This window comes from Microvirga sp. GN3, from assembly GCF_055792825.1.
Genome location: NZ_JBVVAK010000001.1, coordinates 211,229 through 230,148, shown reverse-complemented (window position 1 = coordinate 230,148; position 18,920 = coordinate 211,229). Strand labels below are relative to the sequence as shown.

15 protein-coding genes are annotated in these 18,920 nt (G+C 63.5%); 5 read left to right on the top strand and 10 right to left on the bottom strand.

Going from position 1 to position 18,920, the window contains the following annotated elements:
• Positions 1-463: 463 nt before the first annotated feature.
• Positions 464-847, top strand: a complete 384-nt coding sequence (locus tag ACS5Q1_RS01010) for a hypothetical protein (RefSeq protein WP_473096443.1) — start codon at positions 464-466, stop codon at positions 845-847.
• 24 nt (positions 848-871) lie between these two features.
• Here ACS5Q1_RS01010 and ACS5Q1_RS01005 read toward each other — a convergent pair whose 3' ends face one another.
• Entirely contained in the window at positions 872-1,900 is a 1,029-nt protein-coding gene (locus ACS5Q1_RS01005; protein WP_473096442.1) for a diacylglycerol/lipid kinase family protein, read from the bottom strand.
• A gap of 46 nt (positions 1,901-1,946) precedes the next feature.
• Between ACS5Q1_RS01005 and ACS5Q1_RS01000 the strand changes: the two genes are divergently transcribed.
• Positions 1,947-2,411 (top strand): GFA family protein, encoded by a 465-nt coding sequence (locus tag ACS5Q1_RS01000; RefSeq protein WP_473096441.1) that lies wholly within the window; start codon positions 1,947-1,949, stop codon positions 2,409-2,411.
• 219 nt (positions 2,412-2,630) lie between these two features.
• On the opposite strand, the gene alaS is transcribed toward ACS5Q1_RS01000, so the two are convergent.
• From alaS to cckA, 3 genes are all read right to left on the bottom strand, one after another.
• A complete protein-coding gene (alaS, locus tag ACS5Q1_RS00995; RefSeq protein ID WP_473096440.1) occupies positions 2,631-5,282 on the bottom strand; it encodes an alanine--tRNA ligase in 2,652 nt (883 codons plus the stop codon).
• Positions 5,283-5,697: 415 nt separating this feature from the next.
• The gene (gene recA, locus ACS5Q1_RS00990) at positions 5,698-6,792 is read right to left on the bottom strand and encodes a recombinase RecA (RefSeq protein WP_473096439.1); all 1,095 of its coding nucleotides are present in this window, start codon (positions 6,790-6,792) and stop codon (positions 5,698-5,700) included.
• 171 nt (positions 6,793-6,963) lie between these two features.
• The gene (cckA, locus tag ACS5Q1_RS00985) at positions 6,964-9,495 is read right to left on the bottom strand and encodes a cell cycle histidine kinase CckA (RefSeq protein ID WP_473096438.1); all 2,532 of its coding nucleotides are present in this window, start codon (positions 9,493-9,495) and stop codon (positions 6,964-6,966) included.
• Positions 9,496-9,884: 389 nt separating this feature from the next.
• On the opposite strand from cckA, the gene ACS5Q1_RS00980 reads away from it, so the two are divergent.
• Positions 9,885-11,141: a hypothetical protein gene (locus ACS5Q1_RS00980; protein WP_473096437.1), complete on the top strand. Its 1,257-nt coding sequence runs from the start codon at positions 9,885-9,887 to the stop codon at positions 11,139-11,141.
• Positions 11,142-11,217: 76 nt separating this feature from the next.
• Here the strand turns inward: ACS5Q1_RS00980 and dksA are convergent, their stop codons facing one another.
• The 4 genes from dksA to ACS5Q1_RS00960 form a co-directional block, all read right to left on the bottom strand.
• On the bottom strand, positions 11,218-11,637 hold the full coding sequence (gene dksA / locus ACS5Q1_RS00975) for an RNA polymerase-binding protein DksA (protein ID WP_009489488.1): 420 nt from the start codon (positions 11,635-11,637) through the stop codon (positions 11,218-11,220).
• A gap of 152 nt (positions 11,638-11,789) precedes the next feature.
• Positions 11,790-12,776 carry a YcjF family protein gene (locus tag ACS5Q1_RS00970; RefSeq protein ID WP_473096436.1) on the bottom strand — a complete coding sequence of 329 codons (987 nt, stop codon included), beginning with the start codon at positions 12,774-12,776 and terminating at the stop codon, positions 11,790-11,792.
• Positions 12,773-14,221 (bottom strand): YcjX family GTP-binding protein, encoded by a 1,449-nt coding sequence (locus tag ACS5Q1_RS00965; protein WP_473096435.1) that lies wholly within the window; start codon positions 14,219-14,221, stop codon positions 12,773-12,775. The genes ACS5Q1_RS00970 and ACS5Q1_RS00965 overlap by 4 nt, the downstream gene beginning before the upstream one ends.
• Positions 14,222-14,290: 69 nt before the next feature.
• Entirely contained in the window at positions 14,291-15,361 is a 1,071-nt protein-coding gene (locus ACS5Q1_RS00960; protein WP_473096434.1) for a hypothetical protein, read from the bottom strand.
• Between the two features lie 184 nt (positions 15,362-15,545).
• On the opposite strand from ACS5Q1_RS00960, the gene ACS5Q1_RS00955 reads away from it, so the two are divergent.
• Complete coding sequence (locus ACS5Q1_RS00955) at positions 15,546-16,061, top strand: GNAT family N-acetyltransferase (RefSeq protein WP_473096433.1); 516 nt, start codon at positions 15,546-15,548, stop codon at positions 16,059-16,061.
• On the opposite strand, the gene ACS5Q1_RS00950 is transcribed toward ACS5Q1_RS00955, so the two are convergent.
• Positions 16,058-16,582: a SixA phosphatase family protein gene (locus ACS5Q1_RS00950; protein ID WP_473096432.1), complete on the bottom strand. Its 525-nt coding sequence runs from the start codon at positions 16,580-16,582 to the stop codon at positions 16,058-16,060. The genes ACS5Q1_RS00955 and ACS5Q1_RS00950 overlap by 4 nt on opposite strands.
• Positions 16,582-17,430 (bottom strand): AAA family ATPase, encoded by an 849-nt coding sequence (locus ACS5Q1_RS00945; protein WP_203443281.1) that lies wholly within the window; start codon positions 17,428-17,430, stop codon positions 16,582-16,584. The genes ACS5Q1_RS00950 and ACS5Q1_RS00945 overlap by 1 nt, the downstream gene beginning before the upstream one ends.
• A 106-nt stretch (positions 17,431-17,536) precedes the next feature.
• Between ACS5Q1_RS00945 and ACS5Q1_RS00940 the strand changes: the two genes are divergently transcribed.
• Complete coding sequence (locus ACS5Q1_RS00940) at positions 17,537-18,823, top strand: cystathionine gamma-synthase family protein (protein ID WP_473096431.1); 1,287 nt, start codon at positions 17,537-17,539, stop codon at positions 18,821-18,823.
• The last annotated feature ends 97 nt before the right edge of the window (positions 18,824-18,920 follow it).

Genomic DNA, 18,920 nt, shown 5'->3' with positions numbered 1-18,920 from the left:
GAAGCCGACATTCGCACCGTCGTCGACACGGCTCGCCTCGGCCCGGGAACCAATGCGTTCAAGACGATCCTTCAGACCGTGTCCGCCTGAACCTCAGTTCTGAATGGGGCGTGGGTAATTACCAGCAGGCGAGAGCGCGGTTGAGGGAGATTGGAGCCAGGGAATCGGCACCACTACCAATGCACGAAGTCTTGCTCCGCAATGGACAGCCAGTTGGTGACAGAAACGCGCGATCTAGAGTTGACATTCGAACAGTCTCTCGAGGGGAATTTCAAGATCTGCTTGAAGGTATTAGTCCAGGCGCAAGGGTTGTTCCGTCTCCCCATGGCTATCGAGGTGAATGGTATCAGCGTCCGGACGGATCCATCTTCGGTGTGCGACGCAGTGAGCAGAATGGAATTACCTTTGACGTCATTAGAAACGACCATCCGCAGATCAATAGTGGCTACAAGGTACACAAGAAATGACTTCGGAACTTCGGCATAAATATTACGGAAACACCATCGGTGAGCACATTATTGAGGTTGCCAACGAACTGCCGATCGATGCTGTTGGCATGTGGCAGATTGTGCCTGGGGCACGTCGCGGCTTCGACCTCAAAGGCGATGCATTGACCGATTATGTCCGCCGCTGCATCGCCGAACTTCTGTCGCGCGGCGCGGTGCCGGTTATCGGTGGAGGACCTGATGGACCGCATGACTGGATCTTGCAGCGCCAGTATGGCTCGCGGCCCGAAGAAATCATCGAGAATGTCATCCGCGAATGGCTGGCCAATGGCGCGCAGGACGAGGATCCGGGTGGGTTATGGTTTGCCCTGCCTCAATATGCTTGGACCCCGCCATCCTAGACCGTTCGTGGAAACCGCTCTTTCTCAAGGTGCGATCGCCGGCAGCGGGCGCTCACCCAATCCGATCTCAAGCGGGAGGCAGCCTCGACAGTCTCCGTCCAGCTGTGCCGGGTCTCCATCATGGCCGGTAATGCGGACATGCTGCGCCGGGACTGTCCGATAGCCCAGCATGCGGTCGAGATGACCTATGCCCATGCCGATGATGTAGAGGAGCGTGCTCAGCCGTCCTCCACGCAGGAAGAGGCAGATCTGGAGTTCCGGCTTGCCGATATCCGCCTTTGGAGCGAGCTGGAATTCGCCGCCATAGAACCGGCTCTTCGCCACGATGACGGAGGCTGCCTCCACCACCTCCGATCCATCGATCTCGACCCGATAGCGGCGCGGCACCCCGGCCACGAGCTCGCGCAGGCCCTGCAGGACATAAGCCAGCTTGCCGATCCTTTTCTTCAGGCGAAGGCTGGTGCGGTTGACGACATGCGCATCCATGCCAATCCCGCACATGAGCGAGAAATATCGCCCATTCGCGCAGCCCACATGAATGTCCCGCATTCGCCCATAGGCGAGAAGGCGCGCCAGCGCATCGGCCTGTCTCGGAATGCGGAGGTCCCGCGCCAGCACATTAGTGGTGCCGATGGGGATGATCCCGAGAGCCGGCACCGGTGACAGCTCCCGCGCCATCAGGCCATTGATCGCCTCGTTGATGGTTCCGTCTCCGCCGGCCACCACCACAGCATCGACATTGGGATCGCAGTCGCGCGCCGCGCGCTCGGCATCACCGGCAATTGTTGTCGCCTGCAGCTCAACATGCACCGCCTCCTCTCGAAGAGCGGTCAGGATAGCGGCCAGCCTCCTGCGCTCGCCGCGCCCGGCCGTCGGATTATGGATCACGAGCAACCGGCGAGCCGGTGAAGGACGGCTGTCAGAAGCCGCAGTGGAATGATCTGGCCGGGTCACAACGGCACTTTCGGAAAGGTTGAGGAACCGGCGCAATAGTGAATCATTTCCATAAGCCATCAGGGCCCGGATGGTCGATTCGCCCAGCCAAGTTGACACCGGAGCCTTCGGATCTAGCTGATCGATCGAGACAGGGGAAAATACCATGACCAATGCCACGAAGTCAGTCATGACCGGGGGCTGCCAATGCGGTGCGGTCCGCTATGCACTGATGTCCGAGCCGACCCATGCCAGCATCTGCCATTGCCGCATGTGCCAGAAGGCCTTCGGCAATTATTTCGCGCCGCTCACCGGCGTACCGCGCAAGGATCTGGTCTGGACGAAGGGCGAGCTCGGCGTCTTCAGGAGTTCGGAGGCCGCGGAGCGCGGCTTCTGCCGCGATTGCGGGACGCCGCTCACCTATTCCTATCTGGAGAACGACCGCATCAGTGTCTCGATCGGAAGCCTCGACGAGCCGGGCCGAGTCACGCCGGAGATCCAGTATGGTCTCGAGAGCAAGCTTCCTGCCTTCGAGATGCTGCACACCCTGCCCGGCCAGCGGACGGACGATTATGCAACGTCGGCGGAGTTGGAGAAGATGGCATCCCGGCAGCATCCGGATCACGATTGAGGCGCTGCTCTCCAACCGTCATCCCGGGGCCGCGTAGCGGAGCCCGGGATCCATAACCGCTGACGATGCAAGGAAAGCGAAGCGGATACCGCTGTGCAATTCCTCTGAATGTCGTGGTTATGGATCCCCGCCTGCGCGGGGATGACAGTGTTGAGTGTCTGACGCCTATTCTGCCGACGATCCCGGATCGGCTTTCGCCGTCCGGGATAACAGGTGGTCTCAAGCAGCCGCCAGCGCCGCCTCGATGGCAGCGAGCGCGGCTTCCGCCTGGGCACCGTCGGGGCCGCCGGCCTGGGCCATGTCGCGACGTCCGCCGCCGCCCTTGCCGCCGAGCTTTTCCGACCCGACGCGCACGAGGGCGACCGCATCGACCTTCGCCGTCAGGTCCTCGGTCACGCCGACGACGATGCCGGCCTTGCCGTCTTCCCCAACGCCGACGATGGCGACGACGCCGGAGCCGAGGCGCTTCTTGCCCTCGTCGGCGAGGCTCTTGAGGTCCTTCATCTCGACGCCGGTGACCGCACGAGCCATGAGCTTGATGCCGGCAATGTCCTTGACCGGATCGTCCCCGCCCGCACTACCGCCGCCCATGGCGAGCTTGCGGCGTGCCTCGGCCAGATCGCGTTCCAGCTTGCGGCGCTCTTCCAGAAGGGCCGTGAGGCGCGCGGAGACTTCGTCCACCGGAGTCTTCAAAAGACCCGCGACCTCGCGCAGCTTGCGGCTTTCCTCGGCGAGGTGACGGCGTGCGGCCTCGCCTGTCATGGCTTCGAGACGGCGCACGCCTGCGGCGACCGCGCTCTCGCCGACGATGGTGACGACGCCGATATCGCCGGTGCGGTTCACATGGGTGCCGCCGCAAAGCTCAATGGAGAAAGCCTTGTTGGTCTCGCCCTTGCCCATGGAGACCACGCGGACCTCGTCGCCGTATTTCTCACCGAAGAGCGCGCGGGCGCCGGACTCGATGGCCTCGTCCACTGCCATGAGCTTGGTGACGACCGGCTCATTCTGCAGCAGCACCTTGTTGGCGATCTCCTCGACCCTGGCCAGTTCCGCATCCTCGATGGGCTTGGGATGGCTGAAATCGAAGCGCAGGCGGTCGGGCGCCACCAGCGAGCCCTTCTGGGCCACATGATCGCCGAGCACCTGGCGCAGCGCCTCGTGCAGGAGATGGGTCGCCGAATGGTTGGAGCGCACGGCGAAGCGGCGCTCGTGATCAACGATCAGCTCCAGTGACTGATTGAGCTTCAGGGAGCCGTGCTCCACGGTGACGCGGTGCACGAAGAGGTCACCGAGCTTCTTCTCGGTGCCGGTCACGAAGACTCGCGCGCCCTCGCCCTGCATCACGCCGGTATCGCCGACCTGACCGCCGGATTCGCCGTAGAATGGCGTCTGGTTAAGGACCACGAGGCCGGTCTCGCCAGCCTTGAGCTCGGTCACCTCCTGGCCGTCCTTCAGGAGCGCCAGGACGATGCCCTCGGCCGTCTCGGTGTCATAGCCGAGGAAGTCGGTGGCACCAGTACGCTCCTTGACGCCGAACCAGACGGTCTCGGTCGCCGCCTCGCCCGAACCGGACCAGGCCGCGCGCGCCTTCTCGCGCTGGCGCTCCATGGCGGCGTTGAAGGCATCCGTGTCGACGCCGATGCCGCGGGGCTTCAGCGCGTCCTGCGTCAGGTCAAGCGGGAAGCCATAGGTGTCGTAGAGGGTGAAGGCCGTGTCGCCGGAGAGGTTCTGCCCCTTCGTGAGCTCACGGGTTTCCTCGTCGAGGATGATGAGGCCGCGCTCCAGGGTCTTGCGGAAGCGGGTCTCTTCCAGCTTCAGGGTCTCGGTGATCAGCGCCTCGGCGCGGATGAGCTCCGGATAGGCCTGTCCCATCTCGCGCACCAAGGCCGGTACGAGGCGGTACATGAGCGGATCCTTGGCGCCCAGAAGCTGCGCATGGCGCATGGCGCGGCGCATGATGCGGCGAAGCACATAGCCGCGACCCTCGTTCGACGGCAGCACGCCGTCGGCCACGAGGAAGCAGGAGGTGCGCAGGTGGTCTGCAATCACCCGGTGCGAGGCCTTGCGGTCACCCTCGGGTGCCACGCCGGTGGCATGGGCCACGGCCTCGATCAGGGTGCGGAACAGGTCCGTGTCATAGTTCGAATGCACGCCCTGCAGGATCGCGGAGACGCGCTCCAGACCCATGCCGGTATCGATGGAGGGCTTGGGCAGGGCAATGCGGTTGCCGGGCTCGATCTGCTCGTATTGCATGAACACGAGGTTCCAGAACTCGAGGAAGCGGTCACCGTCCTCCTCCGGGCTGCCGGGAGGGCCGCCCCAGAGCGCCTCGCCCTGGTCGATAAAGATCTCCGAGCAGGGGCCGCAGGGCCCGGTATCGCCCATCTGCCAGAAATTGTCCGAGGTCGGGATGCGGATGATCTTGGAATCCGAGAAGCCGGCGATCTTCTTCCACAGCTCCGCCGCCTCGTCGTCCGTGTGATAGACGGTGACGAGGAGCTTGTCCTTCGGCAGGTCGAACTCCTTGGTGATCAGGTTCCAGGCGAGCTCGATGGCCCGCTCCTTGAAATAATCCCCGAACGAGAAGTTGCCGAGCATCTCGAAGAAGGTGTGGTGGCGCGCCGTGTAGCCCACATTGTCGAGATCGTTGTGCTTGCCGCCGGCGCGCACGCATTTCTGCGACGTCGTGGCCGTGCTGTAGGGGCGCTTCTCGACACCAGTGAAGACGTTCTTGAACTGCACCATGCCGGCATTCGTGAACATCAGGGTCGGGTCGTTGCGCGGCACGAGGGGGCTCGAGGCTACGACCTCATGGCCGTTCTTGGCAAAGTAATCGAGGAAGGCCGACCGGATTTCGTTGACGCCGCTCATGGGTTTTCAAACTCAGGGATAGGGGCTTTTCAGGCCCGAAAGGTCTTGGTGGTGGCCGGTTTTAGCCGCCCGCGCCCGCCCTGTCGAGGCGGCGCGTCGTCTAATCCCTTGCGTCATCCCGGACGCCGACAGGCGATCCGGGATCGCAAGACGAGTGTGGCACTTGGACTTCAACCTCGTCATCCCCGCGCAGGCGGGGATCCATAACCGCTGACGGCACCGAACTGGTCGAAGATCGTGGTTATGGATCCCGGGCTCCGCTGCGCGGCCCCGGGATGACAGTGCCAAGCTGGTTTGCACGATCCTGGATCTCCGCTGCGCTTCGTCCGGGATGACGTTCAGTCAGGGAAAACAAACGAAAAGACCGCCGCGATCTCTCGCGACGGCCTCTCTTTGCCCTTGAAGGAGAGCAAACTTAATCCGCGGGTCCCTCATCGAGGTCGTCGGCGGTCGGGGTCGCCTGCTCCAGGATGCGATCGGCGAGCAAGCCGGCATTCTGGCGGATGAGGGCCTCGATCTTGCCGGCGATCTCGGGGTTGTCGCGCAGGAATTGCTTGGCGTTCTCGCGACCCTGTCCGAGGCGCTGGCTGTCATAGGAGAACCAGGCGCCGGACTTGTCGACGATGCCGGCCTTGACGCCCAGATCGATGAGCTCGCCCACCTTGGACACGCCCTCGCCGAACATGATGTCGAACTCGACCTGCTTGAAGGGCGGAGCGACCTTGTTCTTGACGACCTTGACGCGCACCTGGTTGCCGATCGGATCGTCGCGATCCTTCAGGGTCGAGACGCGGCGGATGTCGAGGCGCACGGACGCGTAGAACTTCAGCGCGTTGCCGCCCGTCGTGGTCTCCGGCGAACCATACATGACGCCGATCTTCATGCGGATCTGGTTGATGAAGATCACCATTGTGTTCGAGCGCGAGATCGAACCGGTGAGCTTGCGCAGGGCCTGGCTCATCAGCCGAGCCTGGAGGCCCGGCTGAACCTCGCCCATCTCACCATCGAGTTCGGCCTTGGGGGTCAGAGCCGCCACCGAGTCGATGACGAGCACGTCGACCGCGCCGGACCGCACCAGCGTGTCGGCAATCTCGAGCGCCTGCTCACCCGTGTCGGGCTGGGAGATCAGGAGATCGTCTAGATTGACCCCGAGCTTGCGGGCATAGACCGGATCGAGCGCGTGCTCCGCGTCCACGAAAGCGCAGACGCCGCCCTTCTTCTGGGCCTCGGCGATGGTGTGCAGGGCGAGTGTCGTCTTGCCCGACGATTCCGGCCCGTAGATCTCGATGATGCGGCCGCGGGGCAGACCGCCGACGCCGAGCGCGATGTCGAGGCCGAGGGAACCCGTCGAAACGGTCTCGATTTCCACGGGCTGCTGGCCTTTGCCGAGCCGCATGATCGAGCCTTTGCCGAAGGCACGCTCGATCTGGGAGAGCGCCGCGTCGAGAGCTTTCGATTTATCTTTATCCATTGATGAGCTTTCCACCAGTCTCAGAGAGGACTGTGACATGACCGACATCCTTATGGCACGGAGGGGAGTTGAATCTCAACGCGGTGTTGAGGAAATATATGTACTTACTTTGTTCTCTCTCGCAAGTTCTTTTTTTGTTCTCATGGAAAAATTCACAACCCTCTCGCAGGGCACGATGCCGCAGGGTTAAAACTGAGTTAATTCAGGAGCTTATCGCCCCATCACCTGCTTCACGATCTCGACCAACTGGCGCAGGCTGAAGGGCTTGGGCAGGAAGTTGAACTCCTCCCCTTCCGGCAGGTTCTTGCGGAAGGCTTCCTCGGCATAGCCGGAGACGAAAATCACCTTCAGATCGGGATAGAGCTTGCGCAATTCGCCAAGCAGGGTCGGTCCGTCCATCTCCGGCATGACCACGTCGGAGACCACGAGATCGACGGGCGCGCCACGTTCCTGGATGATCTCCAGCGCCTCGATGCCGGAGGCCGCCTCCAGCACCGTGTAGCCGCGGGCGGAGAGCGCTCGGGCATTGACGGCACGAACCGGATCCTCGTCCTCCACGAGGAGGATGGTGCCCTGCCCCGTCATATCCGCGGCTGGCTTCTTCGGCGCGTCGGCCTTCGTTTCTTCGGGAGCTTCCTGAACCTCCGGAATGTGGCGTGGCAGATAGATGCTGAAGGTCGTGCCCTCGCCGGGCTTCGAGTTCACGTCGATATAACCGCCCGACTGCTTGACGATACCGAAGACGGTAGAGAGCCCAAGGCCCGTGCCCTTGCCCACTTCCTTGGTTGTGAAGAAGGGCTCGAAGATCTTTTCCAGAACCTCCGGCGTCATGCCCGAGCCCGTATCGGACACTTCGACGACCACGTAATCGGCCGGCGGCATCGCACTCACATTGAGGCGTGCGGCCTCAGTCGTGGAAATGTTCGCCGTGCGGATCGCGAGCTTGCCGCCATTGGGCATGGCATCGCGCGCATTGACGGCAAGATTCACCACGACCTGCTCGAACTGGTTCACGTCCGCCTTCACAAACCACAGATCGCGGCCGTGGCTGAGATCCAATTCCACACGCTCGCCGAGCAGGCGCTTGAGCAGCATGGAGAGATCGTAGAGCCGGTCATTGAGGTTGAGCACTTCCGGCCGCAGGGTCTGGCGGCGCGAGAAGGCGAGCAGCTGCCGCACCAGGCTCGCGGCCCGGTTCGCGTTCTGCTTGATCTGCATGATGTCCTGGAAGGACGGATCGGTCGGCCGGTGGTTGGCAAGCAGCAGATCGCTGTAGCCGATGATCGCCTGCAGCACGTTATTGAAATCGTGCGCCACGCCGCCGGCGAGCTGACCCACCGCATTCATCTTCTGCGATTGGGCGAGCTGCTCCTCGACTTTACGGAAATCGGTGGTGTCGAGGGCGTAGAGGATCGCCGTCTCGCCCTCCGCGCCCGTATCCCCGACCGGCGTCACCCAGACCCGGACGGAACCGCCATTTTCTCCCGCGGTCTGAAGCTCCAGGGGTGGAATGTCCCCCTTGTTCTCCGCCGCCGCCTTGAGGGCGGCCTCAATGGGACCACGCTCGCGGAACGTGTGGAGAATGGACGTGCCGTTGCCGCCGCTCTCGCCCGGACGCGCCAACGTGCCGAACAGTTTGGAGAAAGGTGCATTGGCGTGGACGATCCGGCCCGCCTGATCGACCGTCGCGATGGCGATAGGCGTGTTGTTGAAGAAGCGAGCGAAGCGCACTTCGGCGGCGCGCTGTCCTTCATCGACCTCTCCACCCGCCGAGCGGTTGAGAACGAGAGTCCGGGAGGCGCCCATCCGGCCGTCCTGTCCGAAGGCGATGCGGTGATAGAGGCGCACGGGAAGGAACTGACCGTTGCGGCGGCGCAGGTCGAGATCGAAGGTCTCCGTGCGCACGCTGCCCGGCTCGCCGGAGAACGACGTCATCATCGCGACGACGTCGCGCGGCACGATGTCGGTAATGTTCAGCCCACCGGAGCCGACCTGGGCAAGATCGTAATCGAGCCATGAGGCGAGGGTCGCGTTGAGATAGATGATCGAGCCTTCGGGATCGACCGACAGGAAGCCCGCCGGGGCGTGATCGAGATAGTCGATGGCGTGCTGGAGCTCCTGGAACACGTTCTCCTGGCGCTCGCGCTCATGCGTCACCTCGCAGATGACCCAGAGCGCCGCCTGCCGTCCGTTGGGGCGCGGCACCGGACGCACGCGCACGCGATACCAGCCGAATTCCTGCGCGCCGTTCAACGAGGGCGACAGGCGGATTTCCTCCGTGCCCGTGCGATGCTCGCGCGCGGCCTGGGCCAGCCTATAGATCGCCTCGGAAACTTCAGGCGCGCCCATGAACAGGCGCTCGACGGGACGCACTTCCCCGCCCTGCAATCCGGCGAAGGAGAGATAAGCCTCATTGGCGTAAGTAATACGCCCGTCTTCCTCAACCACCACAAGGCCATCGGTCGATGTGTCGGCCATGAGCTTGGTGATATCGTTGCGCGCTGTTTGCCCTGAAAACCGCACGACACCGATGGCCATGGCGAAGAGGAAGAAAACTCCGGCCATGGCGAAGAAGGCGAGAAGCCCGAGGATCAGAGGCTGAGCCTGCTCCATGCCGAGGAAACGCAGGCTCAAAGTGGCGCCGACCAGAATGCTGGCCAGAAGCAGGACCCACCCGATATGGCCGTGACGGTCAGAACGGTCGATGGCCGAGCCTTTTGGCGTATCGCCCTCGTAAGCCATGAAATATCAAAATCCTCAACGGAGGCGGGTGTGCCTTACGGCACCGGATGCAACATTGCAGCCAGCCGCTCGATCTTTGTCGTTCATCTTACACGCTAATTGTTGATCGACCTCTAAGGCGGAGCCGCGAGCGGATGCAAGGGCCGAACAGCCCAAGTAACGCCCTTGCGGGACGATTTCGCCATACGAAATCCCCATTTTCCTTGATGAAGGGGCGAACAGACCCATTTTGGTCCCATCGTTGAGGACCTTTCCTCACCCACATGCCCGCTCTCGGAAGCCAGCCCCTGTTAACCATCTGTTAACCTTGCCGCTGGCTTTGACGGTCAATGTGGTACAACCACCACAGAACTGGCCTGCATAGGCCTGCCAACACTTGAGAGTACATCGTGTCATCTCTTTTCGGTCTCGAAGCGTCTCGGGCAGTCCAATTTGCGATTGCATTCGCGATCATTCTGATCCTGCTCGTGCTCTTCGGTGTAGTCTTCCGCAAGCTGACAGGCGCCCGCCTCATGATGCCGGGCAGCGATCGCGGTCGCAGCAGCCGTCAACCGCGCCTCGGCATCGTCGACGTCTATGATCTCGACCGGCAACGGCAACTTCTTCTTCTCCGTCGCGACAACGTCGAGCACCTTCTGCTCATCGGCGGTCCCAACGATGTGGTGATCGAGACCAACATCGTTCGCGTTGCTGGCGCCCGCATTCCCGCCCCGTCCAACGATACGGGTGTCGAACGTTTCGAGCCGACCCTGGATCAGCCTCCCCGTGCTCCGCAGGTCGAAGCCACTGGTCGCCCATCCATCGAGAGCCAGCTCGCGGCTCAGCTCGGCGCCTTCGTGCGGCGCCCCTCGGAAGAGTCCGATATCGACGAGGAGCTCTCCCCAGTCGCCACGGTGAGCGCCCCGGTCCCGGCTCACCCGGAGCCCGTGCTCAAGCCTGACGCCGTTGCGGTCTCGGCCGCTCCCGCCATCCAGGGCCTGCGCGCCGAGGCACGGACATCCTCTTTCCAGAATGTTCCCCAGAGCACTCCATCCGCGCCCGCACCGACTATGGATCGCCCGGAGCCGCGTCCGACCTTTTCGCCGCCGCCGTTCCAATCCCGTGCCACACCGGTTCCGCCTGCCCCTCCGGCGCGGCCGGAACCGGTCCGGGAGCCTGAGCCGGCCCCGGTAGAACAGCCGACCCCGCCTCAGCGCTCGACCCCCGATGCGGGCCTGCTGTCGAATATGGCCAAACAGCTCGAAGAGGCGCTGAAGCGTCCTGCAAGCCCCGTGCCTCCTCCGGTCTCCCCTGTCGCTCCGGTGCCGGTCGCGGCTCCGATAGAGCCTGAGGACATTAGGGATGAGGAAGAGCTCCCCGAGCCAACTTCAGCCGATGCGGACCATGTCGCTGCTCATGACGAACAGCAGGACGAGGAGGATCTCACTGAGGAGCCGGAAGCTACTCCTCCGGTCAAGCCTGCCCCGGCTCCGGAGCCGCTCCGCCCGGTGCCGCCTCCCCCGCCGGTGACGGCGCCTCTGCCGCCCCAGGCCAAGGAAGCGCCTGCGGCAGCCCAGAAGCCGACAGACCCGTTCTCCGTCGAGGATATCGAGGCGGAATTTGCCCGCCTTCTCGGGCGCCCGCTCGATCCGACCAAGAAGGGCTGAGGCCCCTAGGACACGTCAAAGTGAAAACAAAAAGGGCTCCGCAAGCGGAGCCCTTTTAATTTAGTGGCGGAGGATCTCAGTCGTCCCGGTAGACCCGCTCGTTTCTCTCGTGGCGCTCCTGCGCCTCGAGAGAAAGCGTTGCGATGGGGCGAGCCTCCAGGCGCTTGAGGGAGATCGGATCGCCGGTCTCCTCGCAGTAGCCGTAGCTGCCGTCCTCGATCCGCGCGAGCGCGGCATCGATCTTGGCAATGAGCTTGCGCTGGCGATCCCTGGCGCGAAGCTCAATGGCGCGATCCGTTTCCGAGGAAGCGCGATCCGCAAGGTCAGGATGATTCTCGTTCTCGCTCTGCAAGGTGGCGAGAGTTTCCTGAGCCTCTTTGAGGATGTCGTGCTTCCACCGGATCAGCTTGCGCCTGAAATACTCCCTTTGCCGTTCATTCATGAAGGGCTCGTCTTCTGTCGGACGATAACCCTCATCAATCACGATATCTGTCATGTTCAGCCGTTCTTCCCCGATGAACCGTGGCGCCCCTATATAGGCAAGCAGGGTCGGCGACAACGAGATTAAGCGTCATCGATTTGTCTAAGTGGCCAGGGCACCTCTTATGAGCTCTGGAAAAGCCGGCTAAGAACGATTTGCCGCACCTCTTAAGAGGCCGCTGCTTCGGCTCGGCTGATCAGTTCGCCGGCCACGTCGCCGATCTTCGGCATCTCCTCGCGGATGAAGGGGAGCGGCCGGCAGACGGCGATGGCCGCGAGGCCGAAGCGGGCGGTCATGAGCCCATTCAGGACCCCCTCCCCGAGCTTGGCCGAGATTCGCGCCGCGAGACCCAATCCAAGAACCTGCTGCATGAGGCTGTCGCCTACGGCCACGCCTCCCGTCACTGCGAGATGGTTGAAGGCAGCCTTCGCCAGTCGCAGGAATCCGAACAGGCCGGGCCGTCCGCCATAGATTCGCGAGAGCGTTCGCAGGAGCCGTACCGCCACGAAGATCACGAAGGCCACGTCGACGATGGCCCGCGGACTCACTGCCGTAACGAGGGAAACCTGCTTCGCCGCACCGGCGATCGCCCGCTTGGCCTGGATATCGAGCGGGGCGAGAAGCTCACGCTCTGCAATGGCGAGACGGTCGTCCGCATCGATGATCTCGTCGGTCAGCCCGCGCAGGCGTGCGCTCCCTTGAGCCGCCGAGGCCCGGCCTCCGTAAAGGCTGAGGAGATCGGACACGATACCCTTGGCGGCCTTGTGGTCCTTCACCGCAAGTGCATCGACGGCCGCCTCGCGCAGGTGCTCGATCTTCTGCTCACGCCAGATCCCTGCTGCTTCCCGCCCGACGATGGCGAGAAAAGCCAGGACGGCGAGGACGGCGAGCGCCAACGCCACCCAGCCGAGCCAGGGCGCGATGGCATAGAGATCGACGATCAGGTTCTCGACCGCGAGCCCGAGCCCCAGCAGAAGCAGGCCCGACAGCGCGGAGAGCAGGATGGCGAGCCAGGGCGCGCGGCGCTTCTCGCCCATGGGTACCATAACGCCGTCAGCGGCCTCGATGGCATCGAAGGGCTCCTCCGTCACCTGCACGGCGCCGGCCGTGACGTTCGGATCGTCGAGTCGATAGGCGCGAGGTTGGCGGCTCATGCGAAGCGATCCCCCAGCAGGAATTCAAGGGCCCGGTCGAGGCGGATATGGGGCATCTTGGCCATGCGGCCCGCCGCGTCGACCGGTAGTTTCGGCGGACGGAAGCGTGGGAACCGGAAGGAGCCTGGCGGAATGGCACCCTGGAACACGGCCTCCGGCGTCTCCGGCAGCTCGCCCGGGAAGATCGCGGCCTCCGTCTCGCCGTCGAAGATCTCGTCCCCGACCCGCTCACCTGCCTCGGGAACGCCCGCGACCGCGCGCAGGGTTTCGCGGCCCTCACGGATGGTCGTCTCGCGGGTGGCCCGCACCGAGGCGAGCGCCACCGTCCCGACCCTGGCCCCGGCCGCCTCGGTCCGGCGCGAGGCGCGATTCACGAGGAGGCGCAGGATTGCGTCGAGCCGGTCGTGGTCGGTGTGATGGATGTGATCGGCCTTCGTCGCCGCGAACAGGACCCGGTCGGCGCGAGGAGAGAAAAGGCGCGACAGGAGCGTATTGCGGCCGATCCGGAAGGCCATGAGCACCTGATCGAGCGCCTCCTCCAATTCGGCAAGCGCCACCGGCCCGGCGTCGATGGCAGCCAGCACGTCAACGAGGACGATCTGGCGGTCGATGCGCTGAAAATGATCACGGAAGAACGGCCGGACCACATGGGTCTTATAGGCTTCGAACCGGCGTTCCATGAGCGCCGCGAAACTCCCCAGAGCGATGGGCTGTCCACGCGGAAGATCGAGAGGCGCGAAGGTCAGCGCTGGCGAGCCTGCAAGATCGCCCGGCATGAGAAAGCGGCCCGGCGGCGTGGTCGCAACAGCCTCGGAACCGGCGCGCAGGGCGGTGAGATAACCCTTGAAGGCCTCGCTTGCTCTCAACGCGAGCATCTCGTCGGAAGCGCCTGCAGCATCAAGGGTTTTCAAGGTCTCATGCCAGGGCCCCGCAGCGACAACCTGGTCGCGCTTGCGGCTCGCCTCGATGGTCTGGCGGGACCATTCAGCGTAACCGGCATCGAGGAGTGCAAGATCAAGCAGCCATTCGCCGGGATAATCGACGATGTCGAGGGCGAGCGAGGCCGGCCCCGTGCGCCAGCCGGATTTGCGCTCATATTCAACATCCACCCGCAACTCGCTGATCCTGTTGGTGGATTGCGGCCAGCGGCGGCTCTCCGTGAGCGCCGCCATGTGTTCCTCATAGGGAAAGCGCGGCACCGCATCGTCGGGCTGATGTGCCAGATGGGCACGCCGGATCCGCCCCTCGGCGGAGGCGCGGAAGGCAGGCAGGTTCGTGCCGCGCGTGAGATGATGCACGAGAGCCGTGGTGAAGACAGTCTTGCCGGAGCGGGCAAGCCCCGTGACGCCAAGGCGGAGGGAGGGCTGGATCAGCTGGCCGGAGACCTCCCAGAGCGATTGCGCAGCGGACCCGGCGCGGGAGGCAAGATCGGTGATGACGGACACGAAGATGAACCTAATGCTCTCAAGCCAAGCTTGAAGGTGGGGCTTGAAGTCCTAACCTGCAAGGCAGCTTCAACGCTCTATGCTCTGCGCCGGCACCTGAGATAGGTCCGCCTTCCTCTCTTCAGCCTTCACGCCGTCCTTCAATCTTGCGGCGGCCCGCTCGATGGCTTGCTCCACCAGATCGGGGCTGGCGCGCAGAGCCCCCAGCTCGAAGGCCGACATCGCCAGCATCACATGGGTCAGGTTCGGCTGCGGCGCGCCATCCTGGGCAAAAAGCTTGAGGTCGTCGCTCGGACTTAATCCCAAACCTTCGACCATCCGGCTCGCATAATTGCGGTGGCGCTGTTCCTCGGAGGGGCAGGCCGCAGCGACCTGCACCTTCGGGGCAGGCTTCGGCGTCGCCGAGGCAGCACTCATCGATTTGCTGCGAGCGACGATCGGCGGCCGGGATGGCCTTAAGGGTTTCGGCTTCTCGCCCATGCCCTCGGCAATGCTGGGCACGCGATATTGCGGCGTCTTCGGCTTCATCGGGATCACCATGGAGACCCGACCGGGCTTGCCGCCTGCGCTGGCTTTGGCCGTATAGCGAACCGCCCCGCCCTTCTTCCTGCGAGAAGCGAGATATTGCGCCCGCACGGTGCCGCCGATGCCCCTCACCGCCAGCACCGCAATACCGCCGATTCCTGTCGCGACATTGCATTCGGCCGGCGCCCAGCGGCGGACGATGTCGAGGGCGGATTTGCGGTTGAATTCCAGATAATAGCGCCGCAGCAGGATGGCTGCCGCATCCGCTCCGTGATCGGCGGAGGCGAAGCCCACATGGCCCTCGTTGTCGGTGGCCAGTTCACCGTTCCAGCGGGCGCTCTTGATACACCAGTAGTTATTGAGCTTCACGCAGCGAGTCACGAAGGGGCGCTCGGCCTTCAGCAATGCCGCCAGCACCACGACCGGTTTCGGCTCGAGCGCATCCATGGCCTCCCGGCGCCAGTTGCTGACCTCGCGGGTGTCGGGCTGGTACTGCACGGCGAGGGTCCGTGCTTCCTGTTCCGGCTGCGGGAGGTTGTTGTCCGCGACGCGGGTGTCACCGGGGAGAAGTGCACGGGCAGCAAGAGCGAGCGCGAGAAACGTCTGAGGCATCATGATAAGGATCAGCCCCGCTTTGGCCGGAAACTATCGAGAAGGTTTCAGGCAGAACGATGGTAGGGCTGATCGGTTCAGACTCAACGCCTGATGCCTGGCTCTCTTACAGGATTTGAAGTCTGTTGCTCGGACCGTTCAATGGACCGCCACGAATCGCTCACACGCTATCACACCGCAGGAAGCCATGGCCGCCCCTCCTTCAATTCGACTTCTGCACCCGACTGACGCGCAGGCTTATCAAGATCTGAGGCTGGAGGCGCTGCATGGTAGCCCGGAAGCCTTCGGTTCCAGCTATGAGGAAGAGGCGCCGCTCCCGCTCGAGACAATCAAGGCCCGCATTCCATCCGCCGGCCCGAATGCGATCTTCGGCGCCTTCGCAGATGAAGCTCTCGTCGGCATGGCGGGCTTTGCCGTCTATGAGCGGGTGAAGGCTCGGCACAAGGGCTTGATGTGGGGTGTCTTCGTACGGCCGGAATGGCGGAAGCAGCGCGTCGGGAAGGCCCTGGTCCAGCGTGTGATCGGTCACGCCGCCCGGCATGTGATCATGCTCGAAGCGGCTGTCGGCATCACGAACGAGAGCGCCCGGCGCACTTATCACGGCCTCGACTTCAAGCCTTACGGCATCGAGCGCAAGGCGATCCGGGTGGGCGATCAGTTCTATGATGAGGAATTGTTGTACCTGGATCTTCCGGGCGCCTAATCGTCCTCGCCGTTCCCGAGCGATTTCGGCGTCACGAAGCGCTCGAGTCTTCCGGATTTGTGCGCAATATCGGACCAATCGCCCAACGCGAAGTCGATCACGGCGAGACCGGCGGTCGGGTATTTCTGGCCGAGCCGCAAGATCCCATCCATATCGCCCTCCCCGATGAGAAGTTTCGCGAGTTCCTCGAAGCCCGGATTGTGACCGATCATCAGAAGGGTGCGGATCCCAGGTTCCACCTCGCGCAGAACCTGCATGAGCCTGCCGACCGGAGCTTCGTAGATCCGCCCGTCCCGGCGCGCCTCGATTTCGCCAAGGAAAGGCTGGACCCGTTCCCAGGTCTCCTGCGTCCGCCGGGCTGGCGAGACGACGACGAGATCGGGCTCGAGCCGCTCACTCTTCAGGTAATTCCCTATCACGAGGGAAGCCTCCTGCCCCCGTTTGGCAAGAGGCCGGTCGAGATCGAGGGTCCCGGATGGCCAGGCGGACTTGGCATGACGGAGGAGAATGAGACGGAGCATCAGCGACCTTCCCTCCTGGCGATGAAGGCCAGCTTCTCGAAGAGGCTCACATCCTGCTCGTTCTTCAACAGCGCCCCATGGAGCGGCGGAATGAGCTTGCGGGTGTCGCGCTCGCGCAGTCGCTCTGGGCCGATATCCTCGGAGAGCAGGAGCTTGAGCCAGTCGAGCAGTTCCGAGGTAGAGGGCTTCTTGCGCAGGCCCGGCACGTCCCGCACTTCGAAGAAGATTTTCAGGGCCTCCTCGACCAGACGATGCTTGATGCCGGGATAATGCACCTCGACGATCCGGGCCATGGTCTCGGCATCCGGGAACTTGATGTAGTGGAAGAAGCAGCGGCGCAGGAACGCGTCCGGCAGCTCCTTCTCGTTGTTGGAGGTGATGATGACGATGGGGCGCTGCTTGGCCTTGATCGTCTCGGCCGTTTCGTAGACGAAGAACTCCATGCGGTCGAGTTCGAGAAGGAGGTCGTTGGGAAACTCGATATCGGCCTTGTCGATCTCGTCGATCAGCAGCACGGGCCGGGTCTCGGATGCAAAGGCCTCCCATAGCTTGCCGTGTTTGATGTAGTTGCGGATGTCCGAGACCCGGGGATCGCCGAGCTGGCTGTCGCGCAGGCGCGAGACCGCATCGTATTCATAAAGCCCCTGCTGGGCCTTGGTGGTCGACTTGATGTGCCAGGTCAGGAGCGGGGCGTTCAGACTCTTGGCGATCTCCTCCGCCAGAACCGACTTGCCCGTGCCGGGCTCGCCCTTCACCAGGAGCGGGCGCTCCAGAGTGATGGCGGCATTGACCGCTACCGTCAGGTCCTCGGTCGCCACATACGATTCAGTTCCGGCAAAACGCGCCATTCTCACCATTCCTCGAATTCATCCAGACCCTAAGTCGTGTCCCCGCCTTTCGGCAATCGCCTTCATAAGGTAAGCCCATGACAAACAATCCGGAGGACGATGACCTATGGCTTACAACCGCTATCACAAGGACCGCATCGGCAATCACAAGCTGAAGCCCGAGACCCTGATGCTGGGCTACGGCTACGATCCGACCCTGTCGGAAGGCGCCGTGAAGCCCCCGGTCTTCCTGACCTCGACCTTCGTGTTCAACAGCGCCGAGCACGGCAAGGAATTCTTCGATTACGTGGCAGGCCGCCGTGAGCCGCCTAAGGGAGAGGCTGCGGGGCTCGTCTATTCCCGCTTCAATCACCCCAATTCCGAGATCGTCGAGGACCGGCTTGCCATCTTCGAGGAAGCGGAAGCCGGCCTTCTCTTTTCCTCCGGCATGTCGGCCATCGCGACGACGATCCTGGCCTTCGCCCGGCCCGGAGACGTGATTCTCCACTCGCAGCCCCTTTACGGGGGCACGGAGACCCTGATCGCCAAGACGCTCGCCAACATGAACATCGGCGCCGTGGGCTTCGGCGACGGCGTGGACGAGGCCGGTATCCGGGCGGCCGCGAAGGAAGCCCAAGCCAAGGGCCGCGTCTCGGTCATCATGATCGAAACGCCCTCCAACCCGCTCAACACCCTGGTAGATATCGCCCTGATCAAGAGGATCGCGGACGAAATCGGAGCGGCCCAGGGCCATCGCCCGGTCATCGTCTGCGACAACACCCTGCTCGGCCCCCTCTTCCAGAAGCCGCTCAAGGACGGCGCCGACATCTCGGTCTATTCGCTGACGAAATATGTCGGCGGCCATTCGGACCTGATCGCCGGCGCGGCGCTCGGCTCCAAGGAGCTGATGAAGACGGTGCGCCTGCTGCGCTCGGCCATCGGCACGCAGCTCGATCCCCATTCCTGCTGGATGCTCGGCCGCTCGCTCGAAACGCTGGCGCTACGCATGAACGCGGCCAATCGCAACGCGGAAATCGTGGCGCAATTCCTCCACGAGCATCCGAGCATCGTGAAAGTGCACCACCTCGCCTATCTGCCGGAAGGCTCGCGGGCGAAGGAGGTTTACGACGCTCAATCCGACGCCCCCGGCTCTACCTTCTCCTTCGACGTGAAGGGCGGCGAGGCCGAGGCCTTCCGGGTGCTCAATGCGCTGCAGGTGTTCAAGCTGGCGGTGAGCCTGGGCGGCACCGAGTCGCTGATCTCGCATCCGGCCTCCACCACCCATTCGGGCGTGCCCAAAGCCACCCGCGACCGCCTCGGCGTCTCCGACGCCACGATCCGCGTCTCCATCGGCATCGAGCACCCGGATGATCTGGTGGCAGATCTGGCACAGGCGCTGGCGACGTTGGGGTAAGCTAGTTCGTCATCCCGAGGCTGCGCAGCAGAACCCGGGATCGCAAGACGAGAATGGCGCCTTATCCTGATAACGATCCCGGATCGGCTTCGCCGTC

What these genes read in the sequence shown, in the direction of transcription:
- ACS5Q1_RS00950 (WP_473096432.1), bottom strand. Translation starts at nt 16,582, where the DNA reads ATGCTCCGTCTCATTCTCCTCCGTCATGCCAAGTCCGCCTGGCCATCC.
- cckA (WP_473096438.1), bottom strand. Translation starts at nt 9,495, where the DNA reads ATGGCTTACGAGGGCGATACGCCAAAAGGCTCGGCCATCGACCGTTCT.
- recA (WP_473096439.1), bottom strand. Translation starts at nt 6,792, where the DNA reads ATGTCACAGTCCTCTCTGAGACTGGTGGAAAGCTCATCAATGGATAAA.
- dksA (WP_009489488.1), bottom strand. Translation starts at nt 11,637, where the DNA reads ATGACAGATATCGTGATTGATGAGGGTTATCGTCCGACAGAAGACGAG.
- ACS5Q1_RS00970 (WP_473096436.1), bottom strand. Translation starts at nt 12,776, where the DNA reads ATGAGCCGCCAACCTCGCGCCTATCGACTCGACGATCCGAACGTCACG.
- ACS5Q1_RS00940 (WP_473096431.1), top strand. Translation starts at nt 17,537, where the DNA reads ATGGCTTACAACCGCTATCACAAGGACCGCATCGGCAATCACAAGCTG.
- ACS5Q1_RS01000 (WP_473096441.1), top strand. Translation starts at nt 1,947, where the DNA reads ATGACCAATGCCACGAAGTCAGTCATGACCGGGGGCTGCCAATGCGGT.
- alaS (WP_473096440.1), bottom strand. Translation starts at nt 5,282, where the DNA reads ATGAGCGGCGTCAACGAAATCCGGTCGGCCTTCCTCGATTACTTTGCC.
- ACS5Q1_RS00960 (WP_473096434.1), bottom strand. Translation starts at nt 15,361, where the DNA reads ATGATGCCTCAGACGTTTCTCGCGCTCGCTCTTGCTGCCCGTGCACTT.
- ACS5Q1_RS00945 (WP_203443281.1), bottom strand. Translation starts at nt 17,430, where the DNA reads ATGGCGCGTTTTGCCGGAACTGAATCGTATGTGGCGACCGAGGACCTG.
- ACS5Q1_RS00955 (WP_473096433.1), top strand. Translation starts at nt 15,546, where the DNA reads ATGGCCGCCCCTCCTTCAATTCGACTTCTGCACCCGACTGACGCGCAG.
- ACS5Q1_RS01010 (WP_473096443.1), top strand. Translation starts at nt 464, where the DNA reads ATGACTTCGGAACTTCGGCATAAATATTACGGAAACACCATCGGTGAG.